Origin of the sequence: Salinicoccus sp. HZC-1 (assembly GCF_046736035.1) — a bacterium.
Lineage (GTDB): Bacteria > Bacillota > Bacilli > Staphylococcales > Salinicoccaceae > Salinicoccus.
This window is the reverse complement of the sequence record NZ_CP177130.1, coordinates 516,764-540,709: the sequence shown is the minus strand read 5'-3', so window position 1 is coordinate 540,709 and position 23,946 is coordinate 516,764. Positions and strand designations below refer to the sequence as shown.

29 protein-coding genes, 1 pseudogene and 1 riboswitch are annotated in these 23,946 nt (G+C 45.7%); of the genes and pseudogenes, 10 read left to right on the top strand and 20 right to left on the bottom strand.

What is annotated here, in order from left to right:
- Nucleotides 1-14: 14 nt before the first annotated feature.
- From pruA to ACKRAT_RS02835, 5 genes are all read right to left on the bottom strand, one after another.
- A complete protein-coding gene (gene pruA, locus ACKRAT_RS02855) occupies nt 15-1,556 on the bottom strand; it encodes an L-glutamate gamma-semialdehyde dehydrogenase (protein ID WP_411843597.1) in 1,542 nt (513 codons plus the stop codon).
- Nucleotides 1,557-1,889: 333 nt separating this feature from the next.
- Complete coding sequence (gene ygs, locus ACKRAT_RS02850; RefSeq protein WP_411843596.1) at nt 1,890-2,270, bottom strand: S1 domain-containing post-transcriptional regulator Ygs; 381 nt, start codon at nt 2,268-2,270, stop codon at nt 1,890-1,892.
- A 143-nt stretch (nt 2,271-2,413) separates the two neighbouring features.
- A complete protein-coding gene (locus ACKRAT_RS02845; protein ID WP_411843595.1) occupies nt 2,414-2,695 on the bottom strand; it encodes a DUF1871 family protein in 282 nt (93 codons plus the stop codon).
- Nucleotides 2,676-2,879, bottom strand: a complete 204-nt coding sequence (locus tag ACKRAT_RS02840) for a hypothetical protein (RefSeq protein WP_411843594.1) — start codon at nt 2,877-2,879, stop codon at nt 2,676-2,678. The genes ACKRAT_RS02845 and ACKRAT_RS02840 overlap by 20 nt, the downstream gene beginning before the upstream one ends.
- 331 nt (nt 2,880-3,210) lie before the next feature.
- The gene (locus ACKRAT_RS02835) at nt 3,211-3,798 is read right to left on the bottom strand and encodes a peptidylprolyl isomerase (protein ID WP_411843593.1); all 588 of its coding nucleotides are present in this window, start codon (nt 3,796-3,798) and stop codon (nt 3,211-3,213) included.
- 206 nt (nt 3,799-4,004) lie between these two features.
- Here ACKRAT_RS02835 and ACKRAT_RS02830 point away from each other — a divergent pair, with 206 nt between their 5' ends.
- Genes ACKRAT_RS02830 through mnhG form a run of 7 tightly spaced genes read left to right on the top strand, consistent with a single transcriptional unit; the run spans nt 4,005 to nt 9,879 of the window.
- Nucleotides 4,005-6,419, top strand: coding sequence for a Na+/H+ antiporter subunit A (locus ACKRAT_RS02830; RefSeq protein ID WP_411843592.1), 2,415 nt, complete (start codon nt 4,005-4,007; stop codon nt 6,417-6,419).
- Entirely contained in the window at nt 6,388-6,855 is a 468-nt protein-coding gene (locus ACKRAT_RS02825) for a Na(+)/H(+) antiporter subunit B (protein ID WP_411843591.1), read from the top strand. The genes ACKRAT_RS02830 and ACKRAT_RS02825 overlap by 32 nt, the downstream gene beginning before the upstream one ends.
- Nucleotides 6,855-7,196, top strand: a complete 342-nt coding sequence (locus tag ACKRAT_RS02820) for a Na(+)/H(+) antiporter subunit C (protein ID WP_411843590.1) — start codon at nt 6,855-6,857, stop codon at nt 7,194-7,196. Before ACKRAT_RS02825 ends, ACKRAT_RS02820 begins: the two co-directional genes overlap by 1 nt.
- On the top strand, nt 7,186-8,679 hold the full coding sequence (locus tag ACKRAT_RS02815) for a Na+/H+ antiporter subunit D (RefSeq protein WP_411843589.1): 1,494 nt from the start codon (nt 7,186-7,188) through the stop codon (nt 8,677-8,679). The genes ACKRAT_RS02820 and ACKRAT_RS02815 overlap by 11 nt, the downstream gene beginning before the upstream one ends.
- A complete protein-coding gene (locus ACKRAT_RS02810) occupies nt 8,680-9,159 on the top strand; it encodes a Na+/H+ antiporter subunit E (RefSeq protein ID WP_411843588.1) in 480 nt (159 codons plus the stop codon).
- Nucleotides 9,156-9,455 (top strand): Na(+)/H(+) antiporter subunit F1, encoded by a 300-nt coding sequence (locus tag ACKRAT_RS02805; protein ID WP_411843587.1) that lies wholly within the window; start codon nt 9,156-9,158, stop codon nt 9,453-9,455. Before ACKRAT_RS02810 ends, ACKRAT_RS02805 begins: the two co-directional genes overlap by 4 nt.
- Nucleotides 9,448-9,879 (top strand): monovalent cation/H(+) antiporter subunit G, encoded by a 432-nt coding sequence (gene mnhG, locus ACKRAT_RS02800; protein ID WP_411843586.1) that lies wholly within the window; start codon nt 9,448-9,450, stop codon nt 9,877-9,879. The genes ACKRAT_RS02805 and mnhG overlap by 8 nt, the downstream gene beginning before the upstream one ends.
- An 86-nt stretch (nt 9,880-9,965) precedes the next feature.
- Here the strand turns inward: mnhG and ACKRAT_RS02795 are convergent, their stop codons facing one another.
- The 6 genes from ACKRAT_RS02795 to ACKRAT_RS02770 all read right to left on the bottom strand — a co-directional run bounded on the left by ACKRAT_RS02795 (nt 9,966) and on the right by ACKRAT_RS02770 (nt 14,233).
- Entirely contained in the window at nt 9,966-10,346 is a 381-nt protein-coding gene (locus tag ACKRAT_RS02795) for a PaaI family thioesterase (RefSeq protein WP_411843585.1), read from the bottom strand.
- Nucleotides 10,339-11,826, bottom strand: a complete 1,488-nt coding sequence (locus ACKRAT_RS02790) for a leucyl aminopeptidase family protein (protein ID WP_411843584.1) — start codon at nt 11,824-11,826, stop codon at nt 10,339-10,341. The genes ACKRAT_RS02795 and ACKRAT_RS02790 overlap by 8 nt, the downstream gene beginning before the upstream one ends.
- Nucleotides 11,827-11,837: 11 nt before the next feature.
- A complete protein-coding gene (locus ACKRAT_RS02785; RefSeq protein ID WP_411843583.1) occupies nt 11,838-12,155 on the bottom strand; it encodes a YuiB family protein in 318 nt (105 codons plus the stop codon).
- Between the two features lie 70 nt (nt 12,156-12,225).
- Nucleotides 12,226-13,437 (bottom strand): NAD(P)/FAD-dependent oxidoreductase, encoded by a 1,212-nt coding sequence (locus ACKRAT_RS02780; protein ID WP_411843582.1) that lies wholly within the window; start codon nt 13,435-13,437, stop codon nt 12,226-12,228.
- A 131-nt stretch (nt 13,438-13,568) separates the two neighbouring features.
- Nucleotides 13,569-13,925, bottom strand: coding sequence for a HesB/IscA family protein (locus ACKRAT_RS02775; protein ID WP_411843581.1), 357 nt, complete (start codon nt 13,923-13,925; stop codon nt 13,569-13,571).
- A gap of 44 nt (nt 13,926-13,969) precedes the next feature.
- Nucleotides 13,970-14,233, bottom strand: coding sequence for a YuzB family protein (locus ACKRAT_RS02770; protein WP_411843580.1), 264 nt, complete (start codon nt 14,231-14,233; stop codon nt 13,970-13,972).
- Between the two features lie 101 nt (nt 14,234-14,334).
- Between ACKRAT_RS02770 and ACKRAT_RS02765 the strand changes: the two genes are divergently transcribed.
- Complete coding sequence (locus tag ACKRAT_RS02765) at nt 14,335-15,396, top strand: NAD(P)/FAD-dependent oxidoreductase (RefSeq protein WP_411843579.1); 1,062 nt, start codon at nt 14,335-14,337, stop codon at nt 15,394-15,396.
- Between the two features lie 86 nt (nt 15,397-15,482).
- On the opposite strand, the gene ACKRAT_RS02760 is transcribed toward ACKRAT_RS02765, so the two are convergent.
- Nucleotides 15,483-15,725 carry a NifU family protein gene (locus ACKRAT_RS02760; protein ID WP_031547410.1) on the bottom strand — a complete coding sequence of 81 codons (243 nt, stop codon included), beginning with the start codon at nt 15,723-15,725 and terminating at the stop codon, nt 15,483-15,485.
- Between the two features lie 96 nt (nt 15,726-15,821).
- Between ACKRAT_RS02760 and ACKRAT_RS02755 the strand changes: the two genes are divergently transcribed.
- Nucleotides 15,822-16,133, top strand: coding sequence for a YuzD family protein (locus ACKRAT_RS02755; RefSeq protein WP_411843578.1), 312 nt, complete (start codon nt 15,822-15,824; stop codon nt 16,131-16,133).
- A gap of 41 nt (nt 16,134-16,174) precedes the next feature.
- Here ACKRAT_RS02755 and ACKRAT_RS02750 read toward each other — a convergent pair whose 3' ends face one another.
- The 4 genes from ACKRAT_RS02750 to ACKRAT_RS02735 form a co-directional block, all read right to left on the bottom strand.
- Entirely contained in the window at nt 16,175-16,714 is a 540-nt protein-coding gene (locus ACKRAT_RS02750) for a biotin transporter BioY (protein WP_411843577.1), read from the bottom strand.
- A 122-nt stretch (nt 16,715-16,836) separates the two neighbouring features.
- Nucleotides 16,837-17,793 carry a 2-hydroxyacid dehydrogenase gene (locus tag ACKRAT_RS02745; protein ID WP_411843576.1) on the bottom strand — a complete coding sequence of 319 codons (957 nt, stop codon included), beginning with the start codon at nt 17,791-17,793 and terminating at the stop codon, nt 16,837-16,839.
- A complete protein-coding gene (locus ACKRAT_RS02740) occupies nt 17,794-18,558 on the bottom strand; it encodes a TIGR01457 family HAD-type hydrolase (RefSeq protein WP_411843575.1) in 765 nt (254 codons plus the stop codon). It abuts the gene before it with no gap.
- Complete coding sequence (locus tag ACKRAT_RS02735; RefSeq protein ID WP_411843574.1) at nt 18,548-18,979, bottom strand: DUF86 domain-containing protein; 432 nt, start codon at nt 18,977-18,979, stop codon at nt 18,548-18,550. The genes ACKRAT_RS02740 and ACKRAT_RS02735 overlap by 11 nt, the downstream gene beginning before the upstream one ends.
- 90 nt (nt 18,980-19,069) lie before the next feature.
- Between ACKRAT_RS02735 and ACKRAT_RS02730 the strand changes: the two genes are divergently transcribed.
- Nucleotides 19,070-19,336, top strand: coding sequence for a DUF3055 domain-containing protein (locus ACKRAT_RS02730; protein WP_411843573.1), 267 nt, complete (start codon nt 19,070-19,072; stop codon nt 19,334-19,336).
- A 471-nt stretch (nt 19,337-19,807) separates the two neighbouring features.
- On the opposite strand, the pseudogene ACKRAT_RS02725 reads toward ACKRAT_RS02730, so the two are convergent.
- The 4 genes and pseudogenes from ACKRAT_RS02725 to ACKRAT_RS02710 form a co-directional block, all read right to left on the bottom strand.
- Nucleotides 19,808-20,146 (bottom strand): annotated as a pseudogene (locus ACKRAT_RS02725) (YutD family protein); the annotation flags it as partial.
- Nucleotides 20,147-20,149: 3 nt separating this feature from the next.
- Nucleotides 20,150-21,070, bottom strand: coding sequence for a lipoyl synthase (lipA, locus tag ACKRAT_RS02720; RefSeq protein ID WP_411843572.1), 921 nt, complete (start codon nt 21,068-21,070; stop codon nt 20,150-20,152).
- A 162-nt stretch (nt 21,071-21,232) separates the two neighbouring features.
- On the bottom strand, nt 21,233-22,816 hold the full coding sequence (locus ACKRAT_RS02715) for a Na+/H+ antiporter NhaC family protein (RefSeq protein ID WP_411843571.1): 1,584 nt from the start codon (nt 22,814-22,816) through the stop codon (nt 21,233-21,235).
- Between the two features lie 82 nt (nt 22,817-22,898).
- Nucleotides 22,899-23,064, bottom strand: a riboswitch (Lysine riboswitch).
- A gap of 174 nt (nt 23,065-23,238) precedes the next feature.
- Nucleotides 23,239-23,868 (bottom strand): hypothetical protein, encoded by a 630-nt coding sequence (locus tag ACKRAT_RS02710; RefSeq protein WP_411843570.1) that lies wholly within the window; start codon nt 23,866-23,868, stop codon nt 23,239-23,241.
- Between the last annotated feature and the right edge of the window lie 78 nt (nt 23,869-23,946).

The window sequence follows — 23,946 nt, the reverse complement described above, 5'->3', positions numbered from 1 at the left end:
CTTGTTAGTGCTGATTAAAGCTGTTCAGAGCTTGTTTTACCCTGCATATGCAGTGTCAGGTAGTCAGGTCCGCCGGCTTTGGAATCTGTACCGGACATTTTGAACCCGCCAAATGGCTGGTAACCGACGATTGCTGCAGTACAGCCGCGGTTGAAGTACAGGTTGCCGACATGGAAATCACGGCGCGCCTGTTCGATGTGTTCACGGCTGCCGGTGATTACTGCACCCGTCAGACCGTAATCCGTCGCATTCGCGTATTCAATCGCCTGATCGAAGTCTTTTGCTGTCGCAAATCCGACAAACGGACCAAAGATCTCTTCCTGCATGACACGGTCATCATGCTTGAGACCGGAAAATACAGTCGGATGCACGAAGTGGCCTTCGTCATTTTCAGTCGTGCCGCCCACTTCGAGCTTCCCTTCCTCTTTGCCGATTTCGATATACTTCTGGATTTTTTCAAGGGAAGCATCATCGATGACCGGGCCGACATCGATATCGGACTCGGGATTGCCCACTTTAAGTTCTTTAGTTTTGGCAACCACTTTTTCAAGCAGTTCGTCGTGGATGTCTTCCAGTGCAATCACACGGGAACACGCAGAACATTTCTGTCCGCTGAATCCGAATGCCGAGTAAGTGATTGCTTCTGCCGCCAGTTCAAGGTCGGCATCGGAGTCGACAACGATCGTATCCTTACCGCCCATTTCAGCGATTACGCGTTTGAGGTGCGTCTGCCCTTCTTGTACGACTGCCGCTTTTTCGAAAATTTTCGTACCCACATCACGGGAACCTGTAAATGAAACAAAGCGTGTGTCTTTGTGTTCAACAAGGTAGTCACCAATGTCACGGGATGAGCCCGGAATGAAGTTGACGACGCCTTTAGGCATGCCAGCCTCTTCAAGCACTTCAACGTATTTGTACGCAATGACCGGTGTACGGGAGGAAGGCTTAAGCAGTACTGTGTTACCTGTAACAAGTGCGGCCGCTGTCGTACCCGCCATGATTGCAAAAGCAAAGTTCCATGGTGAGATGACAAGCCCGACACCAAGCGGTATGTAGTGGAACTGGTTGTATTCACCCGGACGGGATTCTACATGATCACCATTTCTCAATTTAAGGTGGTTACGTCCATAATACTCCAGGAAGTCAATTGCTTCAGCTGTATCCGCATCCGCTTCTTTCCATGGCTTACCGCCTTCTTTGACAAGAAGTGCTGTAAATTCGAACTTACGCTTGCGGATGATCGCTGCCGCCTTGAATAAAACATCAGAACGGAATTCGAAAGAGTACTTTCTCCATGACTCGAATGTATCAAGGGCAACATCCATTGCCTTCTGAGCATGTTCCTGTTTCGCCTGGGACAAATTACCGATAGTCTCTGTTTTATTTGCAGGGTTGTAGGATTCCTTCTTGTCATCGGTCATCACGCGTTCGCCGCCGATGATCAATGGATAATCCTGGCCCAGATAAGATTTAACAGTTTTTAATCCTTCTTCAAGCTTTTTCCGGTTTTCCTCTTGTGAAAAATCCGTAAATGGCTCATGTTTATACGGTATCATTTACAAACAACCTCCTTAAAGTATTAACTCTACAACTTATAATGAATGTTTTGTCAGAGTTTTTCAACCCTTTTGATAACTGTATCACATTGTAAAATCAAACTGTACGCAAACCTATTCAAAGATACTAATATCTATTCAATTGACTGACTATATTTAGTTAATATACTAACCTTTATAAAATTTTTCCGTGAAAGCTTTATACATAAATATTAATGTAAGCGTTTTATCAAAGTGCCGTTTGAAGCGCTGTCACCGCCTTGAAATCAAAAAAATCTGCAGTTTTCACTGCAGATTCTTTGATTTCAGCCGCATTAGCAGAGAGGAACGAAATCATTTATCTTTGAGTTCCTTCTTAGCCTCGTCAATCCATTCCGGCATCTTTTGTCTGATGGATTCGAATCCATATTTCTCCGTCTCCTTAATCTGTTCTAAAACAGACCGCCTGTCCCGTTTCCTCTCCTCACTTTTAAAGTATTCATTCTCCTTTAAAGTAAGATTCAGTTTGCCATGTTTATCCACGCTTAAAATTTTCGCTTTAACAATCTGGCCTTTAGACAGAAACTGGTTTACATCATGGACATAATCGTTCATCACTTCCGAAATATGAATAAGTCCTTCTTGATTATCAGGGGTTTTGACAAAAGCGCCATACGGCTGGATGCCAGTCACTTTCACTTTGACGAACTGGCCTTTCCGATATTTTTTTGCCACTTATATTACCCCGCTTACTTTCGGTAGTACATACGCATCCATTATTTTATCATATTAAATAGCGTTTATCTAATCATTGCGAAACGATTGCAGAAACAGCAAAACCGCAGCCCAGCGCCTGTATTTGAAAGCACTGCCTGCGGTCAGGGTTCTCTATATAATTCAATAATCTCAAAAGCATCTGTAACAACCGGCCGGATACGGTCCAGCGGGATTTTTTCTTCAAAAGAAAAGTTAAATATATTTTGAATCGCAAGACTGGCTTCCTCAACACTGCGGTCATGTTTGAAAAGTGCATCCATGCTGTCATAAATTTCAGCATCAAAGTCGAATGCCTCATTCTCTTCATCCTCCAGATTGAAATTCAGAGGGTTCCAGTTTTTTAAAAGCTTATACAGTTCAATATTACCTTCTGGATTCATCATGCTCTTCCTCGTCCAGCTTTTTAAGCACCTGCTGTTCAAATGCCTTCATCTTTTCTTCCTGTTTTATGGAATAATTCCTAACTATGCGAAATACGATGTAAGCCAAAAGGATACAGATTGCCAGTGATAAGAAAGCCGGGATATATTCAGTCTTATCTTCCGGGAAATAAAGAAACTCCATCATAGTTAATCACTCACCTTTTCCTCAATAGATTATAACAGAAATCCGACTATCCTGTCTTAGGCACCCCAGCAATATTAGTGACTATTTTGTGATCGTTTCGGTATGAAATAGTTGAAATCCATGCCGGATTATGTAGTGGAAATGACAACAGAATTTCTTAATCAGCAGATAATACCGGAAGGGCATCTTTATGCAAACCGCTACTTTTCAACGCCTGCCGTCGCCGAGGGGCGATAACACCATTTAATGGACGGTAATAAAATACGCCTCCATACGAAAGAGCAAAACCCTGACAGGTTTTGCTCCACTCATCCAACATTATAATCTTCTATTATACTACTTCGATGTTTTCAATGACTACGTCTTCCACCGGGCGATCCTGCGCACCTGTTTCAACTTCTGCAATTTTTTCGACAATATCCAATCCTTCGATGACATGGCCGAATACTGTGTGGCGCTGATCGAGCCATGGTGTGCCGCCGTTTTCAGTGTATGCTTCGATGATTTCCGGCGGGTAGCCTGCACCTTCTAATTGTGAAAGCATTTGTGCGGGTACTTCTTTCAGCTGAACGATGAAGAACTGGCTGCCGTTTGTGCCCGGTCCTGCGTTTGCCATGGAAAGCGCACCGTACAGGTTGAATGCTTCTGTTGAGAATTCATCTTCGAATGTTCCGCCGTAGATGCTCTCGCCGCCCATTCCTGTTCCTGTCGGATCGCCGCCCTGAATCATGAAATCTTTGATTATACGATGGAAAATCTGTCCGTCATAATAGCCGTTCTTTGCATGTGTTGTGAAGTTCTCCACTGTTTTCGGAGCAATATCTTTAAAAAGTTTAACAGTTACATCCCCGTGATTTGTATGGATGACCGCTTTTACTTCATTTTCCTGTACTTCATTGTTTAATTGTGGAAATGCCATTTTTAATCCTCCTTAAAATTTCAAACGTTTCAAATTTACAAATAAAAATATGAAAATTTTGTGACACAGAATGCCTTTATTCCTATTTATACTATACAGTCATTTTATTTATTTTCAAACCCTATACATTTATTTACCCTTCTGTTTCGTGTATAATTTATAACATAATGTGCAAAAATTTGTACAATGACGAAGGAGGTCATACATTGACGTTAATACATCTGGCGATTCTGCTGCCTGTCATTGCCGCCATAGCCGTTGGCATTTTGTACAGGTATTACAGACGGATACACCTAGGCTGGTTCGTCCTGCCCGTCCCGCTCTTAATTGTCATTTACTTGTTCACTCTCATGCCGCAAGTAATGAACGGACAGGTAATACATGAAACAATGCAGTTCATGCCGCGCGTTGGAATGAATTTCGATGTTTACATAGATGGCCTTGGACTGTTATTCGCCATACTTATATCAGGAATCGGAGCGCTTGTCGTCCTATATTCAATCGGCTACCTTTCCACAAGGGAAAATTTAGGTAACTTCTATGTCTATCTTCTCATTTTCATGACTGCCATGCTTGGGGTCGTGCTCAATGATAACGTAGTCATGCTTTACCTTTTCTGGGAATTGACTTCAATCTCCAGTTTCCTTCTCATCGCATTTTGGTACACGCGTGACCGTTCATTGTACGGTGCGCTGAAATCAATGATCATCACAATGTTCGGCGGGTTCCTTATGCTGGGCGGATTCATTACCCTCTATCTTATTACAGATACGTTCAGCATCAGAGGAATGATTGAAGCTTTACCATTGATTCAGGAAAGCCCGCTCACACCAATTGCGGTTGTGCTCATCCTGTTCGGTGCTTTTACAAAATCTGCACAGTTCCCGTTCTACATCTGGCTCCCGGATGCCATGGAGGCACCGACACCGGTCAGTGCGTATCTGCACTCTGCTACAATGGTCAAAGCCGGTATTTATCTCGTTGCCCGCTTCACGCCCCTGTTTGCATTTTCAAACCTCTGGGTGTGGACAATTCTGATCGTCGGACTGTTCACAATGGCATGGGCATCCTTTAATGCCATCAAAAAAGATGACCTTAAAGCCGTGCTCGCATTCTCCACCGTATCCCAGCTTGGTCTCATCATGTCCTTATTGGGACTCGGGGCATTAAGCCTGGTTACGGGTGCAAACGATGAACTGTTCACTGTTGCGGTTGTTGCAGCTGTATTCCATACGATCAACCATGCGACATTCAAAGGCGCACTGTTCATGATCATCGGCATCATCGACCACGAAACGGGCACAAGAAGCCTGAAACGTCTCGGCGGCCTGCTTACAATCATGCCGTTTTCATTTACCATGACTGTAATCACAGCGCTTTCAATGGCCGGCCTTCCGCCGTTTAACGGTTTCCTCTCCAAGGAACTGTTCCTGGAGGCGATGATCACCGTATTGCACGCTGACTTCGGAGCGATGACGAGTGTAGACTTCCTTATCCCGCTTGTTGCGATTGTCGGAAGTATTTTCACATTCATCTACTCCGTCCTGATCATTCACGGCATATTCTTTGGGAAACGTACGCATGACACGCCAAAAGAACCGCATGAAGCACCGTTGCTGATGCTTATTTCACCGGCCATACTGTCATTGCTTGTTATTGTATTCGGTTTATTTCCGAACATCTTATCAAGTACGATCATCGATCCGGCTGCAATGGGCATTATGGCAAGTGAGACTTCGCTGCATACACACCTTGCCATGTGGCATGGTTTTAACAATCCTGCACTGTGGGCGACAATTGCCGTTGTCATAATCGGAACCCTTTTATTCTACTTCAAGGATAAATGGATTTTTATATACAACTATCATAAAGAACCATTTACGCTTAACTATGCATACGATCAGGGGCTGCTCTACAGCCGCTTCGGTTCAAAAAAGATTACAGACAGCTATATGACCGGCTACCTTCGTAACTACCTGGTATATATATTTGGATTCTTTATTCTAATGGGGCTTCTCACGGTAATAAATACAGGATTACGCCTGGATTTAAGTGATCTGGCACCTGTTCGCATACAGGAGATTATAATCACTCTTATCATACTGATTGCCACAGCGGTGATTCTGATCACCCGTTCCCGCATGGTTGCGATTATAATGCTTGGCACCATCGGGTTCTCCATGGCACTGTTCTTCGTCTTTTTCAGAGCACCTGACCTGGCGTTGACACAGCTTGGCATTGAAACAGTGACGACAGCGCTCTTCCTGGTCTGTTTCTATCATCTTCCGAAGAAGAGCAGACACGAAGAACGCATGAGATTCAAATTCACCAATCTCCTCGTCTCCCTCGGAGTCGGAACATTTGTAATTCTAATCGGTCTGGCTGCTTATTCAAACCGCCTGTTTGACTCCATCAGTGAGTTCCATATCGAAAACGTTTATGATCTGGCGGCCGGCGGCAACATGGTTAACGTAATTCTCGTAGACTTCCGTGGCTTTGATACATTATTCGAAACGCTTGTATTCGCTATTGCCGGCATCGGCATATACGGATTGATGAAACTGAAATTAAGCAGAAAGGGTGAAGACAATGAAGAGCACGCTGAAGAAAGCAGGGTATAGCAAGGTACAAAAACAGGTTCATGATGTTTTCTTACAGTTCACTGCAAAAATAGTGTTCTTCATTATCATCCTGTTTGCTTTCAAATTATTCTTTGCAGGCCACTATACTCCCGGCGGTGGATTCGTCGGCGGCCTACTGGCTGCATCGGCACTCATCCTGCTGCTGATTGCATATGATCAGAAAACAGTGGAAGAGATGATTCCGATCGATTTCAGAATTTTAATTGCGCTCGGACTTGCATTTGCTGTTGTACTGCCAACACTGTCATTTCTATTCGGAACGCCGTTCTTCACACACCAGCATACATATATCAATGTACCGGTGTTTGGTGAAGTCGCACTGCATTCTGCAGTAATTTTCGATATCGGTGTATTCCTGACCGTAGCAGGCTCGGCACTCCTTATCATCAAACTTATAGCTGAGGAGGATGATTGATGGAATTAATAACGATTATCTTAAGCGGTATTCTGATTGGCTCTTCAGTCTATCTCATGCTCTCCAAAAGTGTAATCAGAATTATTATTGGAACGGCACTCCTTTCACATGGTGTGCACCTGATGCTTCTGACGATGGGACAATTGAAACGGGGCAGCGTGCCGGTGCTCGATCCAGAAGTGACTTCATATACCGACCCGCTGCCGCAGGCGATGATCCTTACAGCAATCGTCATTGCATTTGCACTCACGGCCTACATCCTGGTACTGGCTCTCAGAATGTACAGGGAACTCGGTACAGATAATGTAGAAGAAATGAAAGGAGTTCCACATGACGACTAATATATTAGCGCTACTACCAATACTGATTCCCACGTTCGCCGGAATCATCATGTTGTTCATTGGTCAGCGTCCGGTGCCGCACAGGGTAGTTTCCGGTATTTCAGGGCTCCTTTTGATACTTGCAGCCATCTGGGTTGTAGCACATGTATATCAAAACGGCACAATGGTTACTTACATCGGTGACTGGATGGCTCCGTTCGGAATCAACGTGGTCATCGATATGGCGTCTGCACTTCTTTTACTGACCACATCGGTCATTACATTTGCAGTCATCGTCTACTCATTCCAGTCCATTGGAATAGAACGGGAAAAATACTTCTATTATATAATGGTCATGTTCATGATTGCCGGCGTAAACGGTGCATTCTCGACCGGAGACCTATTCAACATGTTCGTGTTCTTTGAAGTATTCCTGCTTGCTTCCTATGTTCTGATTACCCTGGGAGGCAGTAAGATACAGTTGCAGGAAGGGTTCAAATACCTGCTTGTTAACCTGATATCTTCAAACTTCTTCGTTTTGGCCCTTGCCTATTTATATTCCGTTACCGGTTCACTCAACATGGCGGATATTTATCTGAAGCTCGAAAGCTATGACGGCAATCTCGCCATCATGACATTGCTTGCCGTTGTATTCATGTTCGTATTTGCAACAAAAGCAGGGGTATTCCCGCTATTCTTCTGGCTGCCGGGGTCCTACTACGCACCGCCGATGCCAGTCATTGCATTGTTTGGTGCACTGCTTACAAAAGTCGGAGTATACGCAATCGCCCGGACTTACAGCCTGTTCTTCATAAATGACCAGGCATTTACACACCAGGCGCTATTGCTCCTGGCACTCATCACGATCATTATGGGATGTATCGGTGCAATGGCTTATACAGATATGAAGAAAATTGTCATTTACAACATTTTAATTGCAGTCGGTATCATTCTCGTCGGTTTTTCATTAATGGATGAGATCGGCACCATCGGTGCAATGTACTACCTTATTCACGATATGATCATTAAAGCCGCGCTGTTTATGCTTGTCGGCTTCATCATATACCGTACTGGAGCAGCCAACTATGAAAGGCTTGGCGGTCTGATCAAGAAGCATCCGGTTACAGGATGGATGTTCCTGGTAGCGGGCTTTGCACTCGCAGGCGTACCGCCATTATCAGGCTTTTACGGTAAATTCTTTATCGTCCAGTCCGCCTTTGATAACGACCATTACGTTGCCGGTATCATCGTACTCGTTTCCAGCCTGGCAGTGCTCATCTCTGTTGTAAGAATCTTCATGAATGTATTCTGGGGGGACGATATGGACTTCAGCACATTGAAGCCAATCAAGTACGATAAACTGCTCTTCTCTTCCATCGGACTCGTCATCGTTTCCGTATCATTCGGACTAGCAGCAGATTTCCTTTACCCATTCTTTGAGATGGCGGCATTATCATTCCATGATCCGGGATCTTATGCCAGTTATCTGACGGAGGTGGAATAGATGCCATTACAAATATTAATAAACCTATTTCTCGCCTTTCTCTGGATGTTCATGGGATCTAATTTCAATGTCGCATCATTCTTTACGGGGTACATCATGGGGCTCATTGCAGTTTACATGCTGCGCAGATTCCTGCCCGGCTCCTTTTATCTCAAACGGGTCTGGCTCATTATTAAACTATTCTTTATCTTTATCAGTGAAATGGTAAAAGCGAACATCCAAGTCGCTAAAATAGTATTGAGCCCCAAGATTGATATACATCCCGGTTTCTATGCATATCCCTGTGATCTGGAGGAAGATTGGGAAGTCGTCCTGTTGTCTTCATTGATTACACTCACTCCAGGAACTGTAGTTGTTGCAATCTCTGACGACCACTCCAAAATCTATATCCACGGCATTGATATGAAAAGTGCAGAGGAAGAAATCGAATCGATTAAAAACGCTTTTGAAAAGGTGATTAAAGAGGTGGCTAAACCATGAATACTTTCCTTGACGTAGTCATCATTTTCTCTATCATTGTTTTAGCCTTTGCCATGCTCGGCATGGTGTACCGTATGCTGAAAGGACCAACGCTGCATGATAAAATCGTCGCTCTGGATGCATTCGGCATCCTGCTCATGGCTATGATTGCCCTGATAGCGATGTCACTGCAAACAACTTACCTGCTTGTCGTTGTGCTGCTGATTGGTATCCTTGCATTCATCGCAACCATCGCATTCGCGAAATTCCTGGAGAAAGGCGTGATTATACAATATGATAGAGATAGTGATGAGTAGTATTATCGCCTTCTTCATACTCGGCGGTGCATTCTTCGGATTCATTGCTGCTGTCGGGGTCATCCGGCTCCCGGATATGTATACCAGGCTCCACGCCGCATCCAAGAGTTCGACTTTAGGTGTAATGATGATGATGACCGGCACATTCCTCTACTTCTGGTATGTCGAAGGCTATGTAGATACCGAACTGATTCTGGCAGTGCTCTTTATCTTCAGCACAGCACCGGTCGCCGCACACATGCTTTCAAGAAGTGCCTTCCACGCAGATGTGGAACCGTATCAGCTGACGATACTGAACGAGCTGAAACGGGATGAAACCGGTGCATCCGATTTCGAGGACCACGGAGAAAGAGTGGTCATCGAAGGCAAGCGCAGACCTGAACTTGAAAATAAAGAACTTGAAAATAAAGAACCTGAAAAATAAATTCATCCCCGGCCCATAATGGACCGGGGATGAATTTATGCAGTAATTAAGGACTCCGTTAACGGAGTCCTTTCACTTATATAACACTATCTCTTTTTCTTCACTGCCATTGTACATCTCGACAGACACACGAGATCGTTCTCTTCATCCGTGATCTCGATTTCCCAGATCTGGGTCGAACGGCCCTGATGCCGGCATTTTGCCGTAGCGGTGATGACACCGTCCTGCTTTGTCTTAATATGGTTGGCGTTGATTTCCATGCCGAATGTAATCTCATCGTCTGCAATCAGGCGCGCGGCGCCGATGCTTGCGGCAGTTTCTGCCAGAACGACGTTGGCACCGCCGTGAAGATATCCGTATGGCTGCAGCACTTTTTCCGTCACCGGCAACTGCATCACCATCACTCCTTTTTCTTCCCGCACAATTTCAATTCCGAGCAGATCAACGAGTCCTGTCAGGTTACTCATGGACATCACCTGTTTCCAAATATTTCACAACCGTATGGATCAGCACACCCGTTGCCCCTTTTGGACCATATGGCGTGCGTTGTGATACTGTACCTGTACCTGCAATGTCAAAATGCACCCATGGTGTCCCGTTGGCGAACTGTTTGATGAAACAGGCTGCAAATGAAGCCCGGCCCGGCTTTTCAACATGGTTGGTCAGATCTGCAACGCTTGAAGATCTGACATTCTCCTCTTCAATTTCCGTAATCGGAAGCTGCCACATCTCTTCGCCCGTTTCCCTGCTCATTTCAAAGAATGGCGTAAGGAATTCCGGTTTTTTATTGGTGAAGACGCCTGTCCGCTCTGTACCAAGCGCAGCTACCACTGCACCCGTCAGCGTGGCGAAATCCATGATCAGGCTTGGTGAGTACTGTGATGCGTGGAAAACGGCGTCCCCTAGGACAAGCCTGCCTTCGGCATCTGTATTTTTCACTTCAACAGTCTGCCCGCTGTAGGATGTGTAGACATCATCCGGACGCATGCCGTTGCCGTCAATCATGTTCTCAGCCAAGGCGATGACACCGACAACGTGAACCGGCAGTTCCATTTCGGTAATCGCATTCATCATGCCGATGACATTCGCTGCTCCGCTCATATCATATTTCATCTCGGGCATGCCTGTTTTGGATTTGATGGAGTAACCGCCTGTATCATAGGTCACCCCTTTGCCGACCAGTGCAATCGGCTTGAATGATCCGGCATCCGGGTGCCGGTATTCGATCGTCACAAGTCTTGGTTTTGCTTTGGAAGCTTTACCTACAGCGGCGAGCAGGCCATAGCCTTCCTCTTCCAGGCTTTCGTGGTCCTTCACCTGGCCGGAAACGTATTTCTGTTCTTTGAAGATCGCCACCACTTTATCCGCCATATATTCCGGTGTCATTATGTTTGGAGGCGTTTCACTGAAGTTACGGGCCAAAGCGATGCTTTCACCCAGTTTATTCGCACGGATGATCGTTTCTTTGACATCCCGGCGGCTCGTAATCATCAGTTTTGCCTCGCCCGCAAACAGCGGTTTCCTGTCCGTTTTATACGATTCAAATTCATAGATGCTGATGACTGACATCAGACCGAGTGCTTCAGCCAGTTTTCCCGGGTCATATGGAAATGTGTCCAGGAGCAGCTGGCCGTCTTTTGTATTTGTATCTTTTAAGTATTGGAACAGTCTGCCGAATGCCTCCTGAATATCAGTCTGCCCCAGTCTGGCCGTATCCCCCAGACCGACAGCAATCACTTTACGGTAGTCCGTCTGGATGGTAACGCCTGTTGTTGTTATTACTCCAAGTTCTGTCTTGAGCACTTCCTCTTCGACAATACTTGCAGTCAAACCATTTAAAAGTGTATCCACTTCCTCAAAATTATCCATCTGATGGAAGTCGGATGGCAATCCGATTATAATTGGTGCCTCTGTAACCACGTAGCTTTCACTGTAGTCGAATTTCATGATTTTCCCCCTTAGAACATCTGGTAACCTGCTTTACGAAGATAGCGTATTGTCATTCCTGCCAATATTGTGCCGACAAGTCCGCTCGAAAGCATCAGAATATCTGCTGTAAATAAGTTTGCCAGTCCTGTACCGAGTGTACTGAACGCCTCTGATGTATTTATAAAATATTCCGCTGTCGAAATCCCATCTACTATAAGCAGGACGATAAATGGATAAACCCCGACCATCAGCCATGTCACTTTCAAAATCATGTTCAATAAAAAACTGATTCCATAGAACAGGACAAAGAACAGGAGCATGGAAATTACTAATTGAACTATTGACATAAGTCTATTGCCTCCATATTAAAAAAAGCATGGGCATTGAATCAATACCCATGCCAATCTATCAATTAAATCAGAAAAGTTTACCTTTGGAATAAGCAAGCAAAGGTCCGCCGATTTTAAGAATCGCTCTTGAATCGATGACGCGTTTCATGAAGGCAGCTTTCTTACCTTTAATTTCGCGCCCCATGACAATACCGATACCGTCCTTGGATCCCAGGGAACATACAGTCCCTTTATCGTCGTACTTGAACGTTTCTTTCTTGTCGCCCTTGAGAGTAAGTTCTATATTTTTCGCCACATGGTCACCGAGCTGCATTGCAATTTGGGCAGTTGTCGGGTAAGGGCGTGCATCTTCCCCTTCACCATTCATCACTGCTGCCACATCTCCGATAGCGTAGATGTCTTCATAGCCTTCAATAGTAAGGTCGGGTTTTACAACAATGCGGCCGCGTTTAACGCCGTCGAATGATTCTTCCATCAGACTGCTGCCGCGGACACCTGCTGTCCAGATTACACTGCTTGCTTCCAATTGCTTTTCTTCCTCATCAACTTCGACTACGAAACCATCTTCGTTCGCAGCAACAATTGGTGTGCCGATCATGAATTTGGCGCCACGGTCTTCAAGGTATTTAACCGCATAGTCTGTAAGATCGTCCGGGAACATAGGCAGCATGGAAGGTGCCGCTTCAACACATGTGATTTTCACTTTGCTGTAGTCGATACCGTATTTCTCACACAGTCGAGGAATGCTTTCTACCAGTTCACCGAGAAACTCGACGCCTGTGAAACCAGCGCCGCCTACCAGGATAGAGATATCCTTTTCAGCTCCGGAGTTCTTGTAGTTTGCAAAGTTCTTTTCGATTTCCTGACGTGAAGCAAGTGACGTCTGCGGATCGACGATCGAATGTGCGTGTTCTTCCATTCCATCAATGCCGAACGTTTCACTTTCGAAACCAAGTGCTACGACAAGGATATCGTACTCGAAATCCCCCTGGTTTGTTTCCACACGTTTTTCATCCTTATGGATTGCAGTGACTTCCGCCGGAATAAATTTGACTTTGGAAGCATCCACAACTTTGCTGATTGGATAGACGCCCTCTTCCCAATCAATTGTTCCAGCTGCTGTTTCATGTAACCAAGTTGCTTCATAGTGATATTCATTCTTATTGATGAGTGTGATATCCGCGTCCTGTTGGCCCAACAATTTCTGCAATTTGGAAACTGCCTGAAGCCCTGCATATCCTGCACCCAATACGAGAATTTTTTTCCTCTCAAAGCTCATTATAATGTCACCTTTTCTCTCCAATTATTTATGGTTTCATATGTTTTTGGACATAAATAAAACCGCTAATATTAATTACTCTTAATATTAGCGATTTTCTTCACATATTTCAAGCCATTTATGCTGAATTATTAACAATCCTCGGGCTCTCCTGCAACTTGCTTCGTACGGAATGATGATCCACATCCGCATGATAATGATGCATTCGGATTTTCAATTGTAAATCCGCCGCCCATGAGCGATTGTTTGAAATCGATCACAGTGCCTTCGACTACCGGCAGATCATATTTATCCACAAGAACTTTAACGCCGTAAAATTCATATTCCTCATCACGTTCCTGCTTTTCAGTCTCAGCAGCCATGCCGTAAGTTAAACCGGTGCATCCGCCGCCCTGGACTTTAAATCTGAGGAAGCCGTCCGGTATATCGTTCGAATTGAGCATATCCTGGACTTCGTATGCAGCACTTTCAGTTATTTCAATTGCCATAATATCACTCCTCCATTTATTACATTGTACATCATCATGTCTTATTAACTCAAATCTTCAAACCAGGATTCTTCTTCTTTTTTCAGCTTATCGATTCTCTTGTAGATTTTTTCAAGCAGTTTTTCCGGTGTCGTCGCACTGACTATCTGCCCCTCCACCAAAACGAAAAACGCTTTACTGCAGAGACCGCAGTTGTTGAGGCAGCCATAATCCAATACATCGATTTCCGGGTCTTCGTCCAATGTTTTATACATATCTTCAGTCCCTTTTAACATATTCGAGGAACAGAATTCTACAAGTGTAAACATTGCGGTCACCTCCTGGCATCATTATTACAACTTCCATTGTAGTTTATTGTTTTAACTATTATACTGTATATAAGAGAATTTCTAAACAAGGCGGTACTGATATGAATAAAATCGTTTGTCTCGGCGGCGGTTATGGTAATATGCGCTTTATCCAGCGCATGCTTCCAAAACTGCCATCCGACTACAGCATTACACTCGTTGATATGAACCCATATCACGGGCTTAAAACCGAGTATTATGCACTTGCTGCAGGTACTAAAAGTGAGAAGAACGTCCGGGTCGACTTCCCCGAGGATGACAAAGTGGAAGTTTTATTCGACACTATCACTGAAATCGATATTGAAAACAACAAAGTCATCCTGGAACACAGCACTTTGGACTATGACAAGCTCGTCATCGGGCTTGGCTGTGAAGACAAGTATCATGAGGTTCCGGGCGCGGCCGAACACACATTCAGCATCCAGACACTCAGGAGATCACGCGCAACATACGAACAGGTCGGCGATTTGAAGCCAAACGCAACAATCGGCATCGTCGGCGCCGGCCTCAGCGGCATAGAGATCGCAAGCGAACTCCGCGAATCAAGGAATGACCTGAGAATAAAACTCTTTGACCGCGGCGAACGCATATTGCCGATGTATCCTGCCAGACTGAGCGCCTATGTCAAAAGATGGTTTGATGAAAATGACGTAGATGTCATTCCAAATTCGAACATCGTCAAGGTTGAAGCGGATAAAGTCTACAACAACAATGAATCGCATGATGTGGATATGTGCATCTGGACTGCAGGGGTACAGCCTGTCGAAGTCGTCCGCAACCTGCCTGTGGATTTCGGACCGGGCGGACGGGTCGAACTCAACCAGTATCATCAGATTCCGGGCTATCGTAATGTTTACGTCGTAGGTGACTCTGCGGCACTTGAACATGCACCTTCTGCACAGGTGGCCGAAGGACAGGCCGAACAGATTGCCGAAGTGATTGATGATGTGCTGCAGGGCAGGGAACTGCCGGGCGAAATGCCTGAAATCAAAATGCAGGGCATACTCGGATCCCTGGGATCCAAAGAAGGCTTTGCCTACCTGAAGGAACGCACAGTTACCGGACGCATCGCGCGCATGCTGAAAAGCGGCGTACTCTGGATGTACAAACTCGGAAACAATTAATTTGACCAACAGGACGGAAAGAAAAGAGCCCTCGGCAGTGTGAACTGCAGGGGGCTCTTGTTATGTTTATGTCAAAATAAAATGACTTAGAAAACCTGTTCCACTTCTACGAATCCCGGAACTTCTTCCAGTAAAGCACGCTCAATTCCGGCTTTAAGTGTAATTGTCGAACTTGGGCATGTACCGCATGCACCAAGAAGGCGGAGTTTCACGATGCCATCTTCCACGTCTACGAGTTCACAGTCTCCCCCGTCTCTCAGTAGAAACGGACGCAATTTATCTAATACTTCGTCGACCTGTTCAAACATTGTATCTTGTCCAGTTGTCATTCCATTCACTCCTTATCAATTCTTACGCAAATTCTTGTATCTATATTATAATGGATACAGGAGAAAAAATCCATCATCTGAAAGGAGTAGTTTAAAATGAAATATATTATTAACGTTTACGGACGTGATGTAATTTGCGCAAGCTGCGTCAATGCACCCGGTTCAAAGGACACGTATGACTGGCTTCAGGCAGTATTGGGCAGAAAATATCCGGACCAGGAACTGCAGTTCAATTATATTGATCTGGACCGGGATGAAAATCTTTCCGATTATGATCAGGACATCATCGAACGCATCAACGAGGACGAGCTGTTCTACCCGCTCGTAGCCATCAATGATGAAATCATCCAGGACGGCTATGTTCAGCTGAAGCCGATACAGAGATGGATGGATGAGAAAACAGCATAAAATTTCACCCCCGCGCAGAATTGAAAAGCACGGGGGCATTTTTAAATTGCGGGTCTCAAGCCTCTGGCGTACAGTGTTTTTGCGAACATTGCAGTGAGCACCGCAATGATTGTATCCTTGACGGCAAAGGGCAGTACCGTAACCATGAGTGCCTCCACGATGCCGACCGGTGTGCCGATCACCTGGTTCATGATGAATATGAAGTACAGAAATCCGGATATATATATAACAATCAGTGCGATGATACCGAATACTGCGGATTGGATCAGACTTTTATTTTCACCCGAGCCGAACCCTGCGATAAACGCTGCCGGGATATATCCGATGATGAAACCGAATGAAGGCGAAACCAATGAACCGATACCCCCGCTTCCTGCAAATACAGGAACGCCGACGAGACCGACGATCATATAGACGAGCGTACTCAGTGCCCCGAGCCTCGGCCCCAGCAGAAATCCCGCCAAAAGCACCATGGGTACCTGGAACGTGATCGGAACCGGTCCGATTGGTATTCTGATCTGTGCGCCCACCGCAATCACTGCTGCAAACAACGCGGCATAAATAAGATGTTTTGTCTTCATGCGATATCCCCTTTACTTATGATATTTATATAATATCATTGTTCGGGTGTATTGTTAACCATTAATTAAAAAAGGTTTACAATAAATGCGTGATAAAGCCCCTCTTTGCAGAGGGACTCCCGTTATTTGACCGGTGTAATCGGTGCGCCGCCATTTAATACTTCCATTATATTGTTCACACAGAGATTCATCATATTATTACGTGTGGCAACCGATGCACTGCCGATATGCGGCAGCAGCGTCATATTCTCCAGTCCGACAAACGGATGATCGGCGCCGATGGGTTCATTTTCAAACACGTCCAATGCCGCACCGGCAATCTCCTCCGATTTGACGGCTTCAACCAGATCACCTTCCACAACATGGGCACCGCGTCCGATGTTGATGAAATGTGCGGATTTCTTCATTTGTGCAAATGCATCTTTATCAAACTTGTATTTCGTTTCTTCAGTAAGCGGTGCTGCACACAATACAAAATCGGATTCTGCAAGAAGCTCTTCGAAGCTGACGAGTTTTGCGCCAAGTTTCGTTGCCGCTTCAGATTCACTTCTGTTGTGATATAAAATGTTTGTTTTAAATCCGCTCAGACGTCTGGCAAATGCTGCACCGATGGATCCCATTCCGAAGATGCCGACTGTTTTGCCGAATACATCCGTCCCCGCCATATGATAAGGACTCCAGCCGGACCAATCACCTTTCATGAGTTCTTTATTCGCCTCCAGCACGCGCCTGGCGGAAACGAGCATCATAGTGAAGGCAAGTTCCGCAGTCGTCTCAGTAAGGACATCCGGTGTATTTGTAATCACTACCTCGTGGCGTTTCGCCGCCTCCAGATCAATATTGTCAAAACCGACCGCCAGATTGGCAACGACTTTAAGCTCAGCGGCGTTTGAAAGAAACTCTTCATCAATTTTATCGCTTAACATCGTCAGCACAGCATGTGCATCCTTTGTTTCCTTGAGGAATTCCTCACGGGGCATCGGCTTTTTATCCTCTTCCCACAAAAATACTTCAAAATCTTTGCGCAATTTTTCAATAATATCCGGATTGATATTTCTGGTAATAACGATCTTTTTCAACTAATCGACACTCCATTCCTTTAAGTTGTTAATCATATATGTCGGGCGGTGTGTTTTACTGTTCATCTCTTCATTGGATGTTACACCAGTGTTGACATGCAGTGTATCCACCCCGCCATTGATGCCTGTCAATATATCAGTATCGTAGTTATCCCCGACCATCAGCACGGCCTCCTTGGGCAGGTCCAGAGATGCAACTGCCGATTCCAGAATGATTCCTTGCGGTTTGCCTATGACAACGGGTTCGACATCAGTTGCCGAAGCGAGTACGGCAACGAGCGCTCCGTTACCGGGCACGAGCCCTTGTTCGGTCGGAAACTTCCTGTCCGGATTCGTAGAGATGAATTTTGAACCGTTGTTGATCATAAGTGCTGCTTTGGACAATTTTTCATAGTTGATTTCCGTATCCAGTCCCATTACGACATATTCCGCATCTGCTTCTGTCAGCGTAATACCGGCGTCTTTGAGCGTTTCCTTCAAGCTGTCCGAACCGATGGCATAGACAGTCGCCCCGGGATCCGTTTCCTTCAGATAGGCCGCAGTCGCCATTGCTGATGTGTAGAGCGTTTCCGGATGAATATGAAAGCCCATATCGATCAGCTTCTGTGCCGCTTCCGCCTGCGTTTTCGTCGCATTGTTCGTTAAAAATACGTAGGGGATGCCCGCTTCATTCAGCCGGTCGATAAAATCGACCGCACCGTCAATCACCGCCGTACCGTTGTACATCGTTCCATCCAGGTCAATGAGATAGCCCTTATACTTCATGCTGATCGCCCTTGAAAGCAGTGATCGCCTGACCTTCATTTTCGAAAAAGGCATACACATTTTTTCTGAAATCCTGATAGGCGGAAAGGTTCGCTTCGAAGTCCCGCTTCATTTTTTCATGATCCAGCTTCGTGTAGTTGCGCGTCAATTCCACACGCCATTTAAACGTTGTTTTGAATTTTTCATTATCACCGGCGGGAATCACCCCTTCGGTCTCCATGATATCCATGACATCCTGGTAGCTGCCCGGATCGCGGAGGATGAACCCATCAATGATCATATTCCCCACATCCACAACCGATTCAATCAGCATCTGGGACGAACGTTCCAATGCCAGACTTTCGGTTTCCTTGTAATTATCAGTGAGATTATCAATATATTCAAGGCGTTCCAAAAGCACTTCTTTATCTACGAAATACATTGCTGACACTCCTCTTCCAGTTGTTCTTTTGTATAGTATATAATTATATGATAGCATAATTTAAACATACTTGAACTGGAGGAAAACCCTTTGATCGACTTTTATCTATACGATGATACAGAAGATACACAGACACGATTCGTAAGTTTCGTCGGTGACCACGGCCGCTACGATCTTGCGATTATAAAATCGGACCGTTATTTCGGCAAAAGCCTGGTGCTGAACACGCAGAGTAATAAATTCGGCATCATCGGGCCGGACGATCTGGAAGAAGAAGGATATATCTCCCACATTTTAGGACTGGGGGACGATGAAGCAGAAGAAGTGGAAGGATTCCTCTCACAGATTATCATTTAGGTGCGGCGTTGCGATCACGGCGGCCGGCAACAGTACTTGCCGGTTGCCTTTTTAGTGCGGCGGCCATATAACACTTCATATGGACACCGTCGGGCAGGACGATGGACAGCCACCGAAACAGGAGATAAAAAAGGAGTGACATTCAAATTTCTGAATGTCACTCCTTTTCCGTTATGATTTTTTGAATGACTGATGGGCTGCGAGTGTTTTGTTCGTGGATGCCTGCGCATCATTTTGCTTTTGTTTGCCCTTATGATTCGGCTGACGTGATTTTTTCCTGCTGCGGGACAGACTTTTGCGTTTCCCCGACGGTTTCTCTTCCTGCTGGACCGGTTTCTGCGGCTTTCCAATTTCCCCGGAATGCTCGTCCGCCTCCTGGTTCTCAGCTTCAGCCGCGGATTCCGGACTGGAAACCTCGTCGGCAGACGTTTCATCCGCATGGTCTTCAGCTTGCGTGGATTCCCCGGAACCATCCTCGCGCGCTTCATCCGGACGCTCTTCCAGCTCACCATTTTCAATCATTTCTTTGATCTCGGACTTCGGCACTTTTCTCAAAATGAAATAAGCGCATCCGAAGTTACAGTATTCATACAGATAATCCTGCACTGCACTGAACTTTTTGTCCCGGTCCACTTTTGATTTGTTATCTCTGAAGAAGCCGGCCAATCTTAGCTTTTCATAGCCAATATCTCCGACGATATAATCATATTTATTAAGAACGTCACTATACTTTTTCTGAAACTGTTCTTCATCGAAAGCATCCCTGTAGTTCTCAATAACTTCAAAATGCATATGATCTATCGTAATCATAGGTTACTCACCCTTCAACTTTTCATCACCAATTGCCTGTCTTGCTTTTGCTGCTTCGTTCACCTGTTCATCGGCATGGTAGCTTGAACGGACCATCGGTCCCGCTTCACAATGTTTGAAACCTTTTTCCATCGCTATTTTTCTCAGCTTGCCGAATTCAAGCGGCGTGTAGTATTTTTCCACATTCAGGTGTTTTCTAGACGGCTGCAGGTATTGGCCGATTGTCAGAATATCTACATCGTGTTCTCTTAAGTCATCCATCGTCTGATGGAGTTCTTCCACCGTTTCACCCAGGCCGACCATGATACTGGACTTCGTCGGGATTTCTGGATTCATTTCTTTCGCTCTCTTCAGGAATTCAAGTGTACGGCGGTATTTCGCTTTTGCTCTGACTCTTGGCGTCAGACGTTCAACCGTTTCGATGTTATGGTTCATGATGTCCGGTTTTGAGTCCATCAAAGTCTTAAGATTCCCATACTCTCCGCCCATGTCTGACGGCAGAACTTCTATTGTCGTGTAGGGGTTTTCCTCTCTTACGCGTTTCACCGTCTCTGCATATACTGTTGAACCCGCATCTTTCAGATCGTCTCTTGCCACCGCTGTAATGACAACGTGTTTAAGATTCATCAGTTTGACGGATTCCGCTACACGGTTTGGCTCATCCCAGTCCAGTTCATTGGGCAGCCCGGTTTTAACAGCACAAAATCTGCATGCCCGTGTACACACCGCACCGAGAATCATGAATGTCGCTGTGCGCCGTTCCGCCCAGCATTCGTGGATGTTCGGACATTTCGCTTCCTCACATACCGTATGTAAGTTTTTCTCACGCATCATTTTCTTTAAGCCGGTATAGTTCTTATTCGTGTTCAACCTTATTTTAAGCCAATCCGGCTTCCTTAAGATCTCTTCGTTTTTAGTTGCCATGCTTTAAAGCCCCCTATAAGAAAAGTTACCACTATATTAGCATACTTATTGCGTTCATGAGACAAAGAAGTTTGATATTTAACTTTATTTAGTATATTCAAAACACCTTTATAATTCAAACCCCCGCACAGCTCGAGCCATGCGGGGGGAAACAGATCTTCATTATGCTTTTTTGACAATCGGAGAATAAACGAATTTTGAAACGAGTGTCACGATGACCAGAAGTACCGCGACTGTCCCAAGTGCCAGCCAGACGCTTGTCGTCAAGCCCAGCACAATGTAACCGACCAGTGCAATGAATGCAGATAATAATGCATATGGCAGCTGTGTCATGACGTGGACGATGTGATTACAGCCGGCACCCGTCGATGACAGTATCGTTGAATCGGAAATCGGTGAACAGTGATCGCCGAATACCGACCCTGCAAGCACGGCTGCGATTGAGGGTAATAAAAGGTCCGTCGCACCGATTGAAATCATGATCTCACCTGTAATCGGGATCAGAATACCAAATGATCCCCAGCTTGTCCCGGTTGCCACGGCCATAAGACATGCCACTGCAAACACGACCGCAAGCAGCATGCTCGTCGGCAGGCTGGACTGCTCCACCATCGCCCCGAGCAATTCGCCCGTGCCGATTGCCGAGATCAGCGCACCGATCATCCATGCAAGTGTCAGTACCAGCATCGCCGGAAACATTGCCAGGAAGCCGGTTTTGATTCCCAGCCAGATTTCCTTTTTGCCGAAATGGTTATCCCTGCGTGTATAACTGAAGAAATAGAACAGGCTGAGCGCAAGGCCGACAACGCCGCCGATCAGCAGCGAGTGTGTCACGAGCGTGTTCTCGAACATGCTGAGCAGTGTCCATTCGCCGCCCGCGAGACCGCCGGTGATCAGCATTGAAATGATGACCGTGACGGCAAGCCCGAGAATCGGAATGATCAATGCCTTGGCAGAACCCTGTTCATGGACAGGCAGTTCTGTATCCGTCTCTCCCGGCGCCTCCGTGGCGTTCTCCACCAGGATGCCTTCATCGATGGCGCGTCTTTCCTGTGTGCGCATGGCCCCGATATCGAATCTTGTCGTAATGACGATGAACATCATTGCGAGTGCTGTGATGACGTACAGGTTCATCGGAATCATGTAGATGAATGCCTGAAACGGTGTGATTGCCACCATGCCCGCAGCAACGAGAATCGGCGCAACGAGTCCCATGATGCCGGCTCCCCAGCTTGAAATCGGCGCGATTACAGATACGGGGGATGCGGTGGTATCGATGAAGTATGCCAGTTTCGCCCTTGAAACATCGTATTTATCCGTCAGCGGTTTTGCCACCTGGCCGACGATGAGTGCACTGAAGTAGTCATCAATGAATACGATGATCCCGAGCAGCGCCGTCGCAAAGTTTGCCTGCCTTCTCGATTTCACTTTAGTCAGTGCCCAGGCTGTAAATGCCTTTGCTCCGCCGGACATATTGATGAACGCTGTCATTATTCCAAGCAATGTCAGGAAAATGAGAATGAATGCGTTCCACGTATTGATGCCGCCATCCGCGACGAAAATTGCGGCGAATGACTCCCAGATGGTGCTGAGTGTGGCCAGGATTTCCCCTTCCCCCACAAGTAATGCAGAAGTGATGATACCGATGCCCAGACTGAGACCGACTTTGCGCGTTGCCACCACCAGAATCAGTGTCAGAATCGGGGGAACCAGTGATATGTATTCCCAATTTAAAATACTTTCCATCTATGTTACCTCCATTAAAATTTTCGATAATAAAAGACGCCGCAGCAGCATTACAGAATTAGCCACTGTGACGTCCAGATCACATTAATGTAGCGCATCATCGTAATGACAGTACCGGATTTCTTAAACCCGGCCCCAGACCGTCATCCCACCGGATGACGCCCTTCGGCAATTTTCCCTTTCCCGGACAGTTCAAAGCATGTCTGCTCCCTGCGGTACTCTTGAAAATCGCAACCTCTACTTTCGTTCTTCAATTGACATAAAATATTATAGCAATATAACCAATATATTTCAACCGGCTTTCCGTATTACAGGTTTCCCTCCCTATTTCGAACTCCGGCGCTTTTTAAAGCCGGACCGCGTCGTGCGTTCAAATAGTTTTTGGGATGCTGTCGCTTCAGCCGGAAGGTGATCGGAATGAATCATCCCGGGGAGTGCTCTTCTATATATTCCTCCATGTATATAATACGTGAAGCGAGATCGGCGACCTTTTCATCCGCTCTTGCCTCTATATAGACGGTCTCAGTGGTGTTAATGATATTTTTTGTAGTCTCTCTCATATCGGCATCGGCATCACCCCAGCGTTTTGGGACATTGTACAGATTTACTGTTCCATCGCCGTTACCGCTGTATGTCACTGCACCGTCAACCAGTCTTGCCCCGGTGAGCTGTATCACATCTTCGGGGTATTCCAGACTGTTTTCGCTTTGACGGTTAATTTTTGTACCTGCCGGTATATGTTTCACATACAGTTCTTCGATATCCGGGTTCGGGCCAAGCTGCAGGTAAACCCGTGCATATTCTATTTCCTTTGCAGAAAAACCATCCAGGGGGGCACTTTTGTTTTGATTTTCCTCTGTATTTGGTTCGGTTTCAGAATCCGCCATATTCTGTTTCTGTTCTGCAGTAGATTCTTCTGTTGTACTTTCTTCTGTTGTACTTTCTTCTGTCGTGCTTTCTGTTGGTCTCTCTGCGTTGTCATTTGTTCCATCTTCTTGCTGCTTGTTACAGCCGACAGTTAAAAAGGTCAGAATCCCAATTAATAAGATCATCTGTATTTTTGTGATATCATACACCCCTTTTTAAAGCAGGAATCATTAAACTGTATTTGTTTTTTTCTTATCCTGATA

Bases quoted from the DNA above. Each gene is read 5' to 3' on its own strand.
- pruA (WP_411843597.1), bottom strand. From the start codon at position 1,556: ATGATACCGTATAAACATGAGCCATTTACGGATTTTTCACAAGAGGAA.
- ACKRAT_RS02845 (WP_411843595.1), bottom strand. From the start codon at position 2,695: ATGATGAATCCAGAAGGTAATATTGAACTGTATAAGCTTTTAAAAAAC.
- ACKRAT_RS02840 (WP_411843594.1), bottom strand. From the start codon at position 2,879: ATGATGGAGTTTCTTTATTTCCCGGAAGATAAGACTGAATATATCCCG.
- ACKRAT_RS02835 (WP_411843593.1), bottom strand. From the start codon at position 3,798: ATGGCATTTCCACAATTAAACAATGAAGTACAGGAAAATGAAGTAAAA.
- ACKRAT_RS02825 (WP_411843591.1), top strand. From the start codon at position 6,388: ATGAAGAGCACGCTGAAGAAAGCAGGGTATAGCAAGGTACAAAAACAG.
- ACKRAT_RS02820 (WP_411843590.1), top strand. From the start codon at position 6,855: ATGGAATTAATAACGATTATCTTAAGCGGTATTCTGATTGGCTCTTCA.
- ACKRAT_RS02815 (WP_411843589.1), top strand. From the start codon at position 7,186: ATGACGACTAATATATTAGCGCTACTACCAATACTGATTCCCACGTTC.
- ACKRAT_RS02810 (WP_411843588.1), top strand. From the start codon at position 8,680: ATGCCATTACAAATATTAATAAACCTATTTCTCGCCTTTCTCTGGATG.
- ACKRAT_RS02805 (WP_411843587.1), top strand. From the start codon at position 9,156: ATGAATACTTTCCTTGACGTAGTCATCATTTTCTCTATCATTGTTTTA.
- mnhG (WP_411843586.1), top strand. From the start codon at position 9,448: ATGAGTAGTATTATCGCCTTCTTCATACTCGGCGGTGCATTCTTCGGA.
- ACKRAT_RS02795 (WP_411843585.1), bottom strand. From the start codon at position 10,346: ATGAGTAACCTGACAGGACTCGTTGATCTGCTCGGAATTGAAATTGTG.
- ACKRAT_RS02790 (WP_411843584.1), bottom strand. From the start codon at position 11,826: ATGAAATTCGACTACAGTGAAAGCTACGTGGTTACAGAGGCACCAATT.
- ACKRAT_RS02785 (WP_411843583.1), bottom strand. From the start codon at position 12,155: ATGTCAATAGTTCAATTAGTAATTTCCATGCTCCTGTTCTTTGTCCTG.
- ACKRAT_RS02780 (WP_411843582.1), bottom strand. From the start codon at position 13,437: ATGAGCTTTGAGAGGAAAAAAATTCTCGTATTGGGTGCAGGATATGCA.
- ACKRAT_RS02775 (WP_411843581.1), bottom strand. From the start codon at position 13,925: ATGGCAATTGAAATAACTGAAAGTGCTGCATACGAAGTCCAGGATATG.
- ACKRAT_RS02770 (WP_411843580.1), bottom strand. From the start codon at position 14,233: ATGTTTACACTTGTAGAATTCTGTTCCTCGAATATGTTAAAAGGGACT.
- ACKRAT_RS02765 (WP_411843579.1), top strand. From the start codon at position 14,335: ATGAATAAAATCGTTTGTCTCGGCGGCGGTTATGGTAATATGCGCTTT.
- ACKRAT_RS02760 (WP_031547410.1), bottom strand. From the start codon at position 15,725: ATGACAACTGGACAAGATACAATGTTTGAACAGGTCGACGAAGTATTA.
- ACKRAT_RS02755 (WP_411843578.1), top strand. From the start codon at position 15,822: ATGAAATATATTATTAACGTTTACGGACGTGATGTAATTTGCGCAAGC.
- ACKRAT_RS02750 (WP_411843577.1), bottom strand. From the start codon at position 16,714: ATGAAGACAAAACATCTTATTTATGCCGCGTTGTTTGCAGCAGTGATT.
- ACKRAT_RS02740 (WP_411843575.1), bottom strand. From the start codon at position 18,558: ATGAAGTATAAGGGCTATCTCATTGACCTGGATGGAACGATGTACAAC.
- ACKRAT_RS02735 (WP_411843574.1), bottom strand. From the start codon at position 18,979: ATGTATTTCGTAGATAAAGAAGTGCTTTTGGAACGCCTTGAATATATT.
- lipA (WP_411843572.1), bottom strand. From the start codon at position 21,070: ATGGCAACTAAAAACGAAGAGATCTTAAGGAAGCCGGATTGGCTTAAA.
- ACKRAT_RS02715 (WP_411843571.1), bottom strand. From the start codon at position 22,816: ATGGAAAGTATTTTAAATTGGGAATACATATCACTGGTTCCCCCGATT.
- ACKRAT_RS02710 (WP_411843570.1), bottom strand. From the start codon at position 23,868: ATGATCTTATTAATTGGGATTCTGACCTTTTTAACTGTCGGCTGTAAC.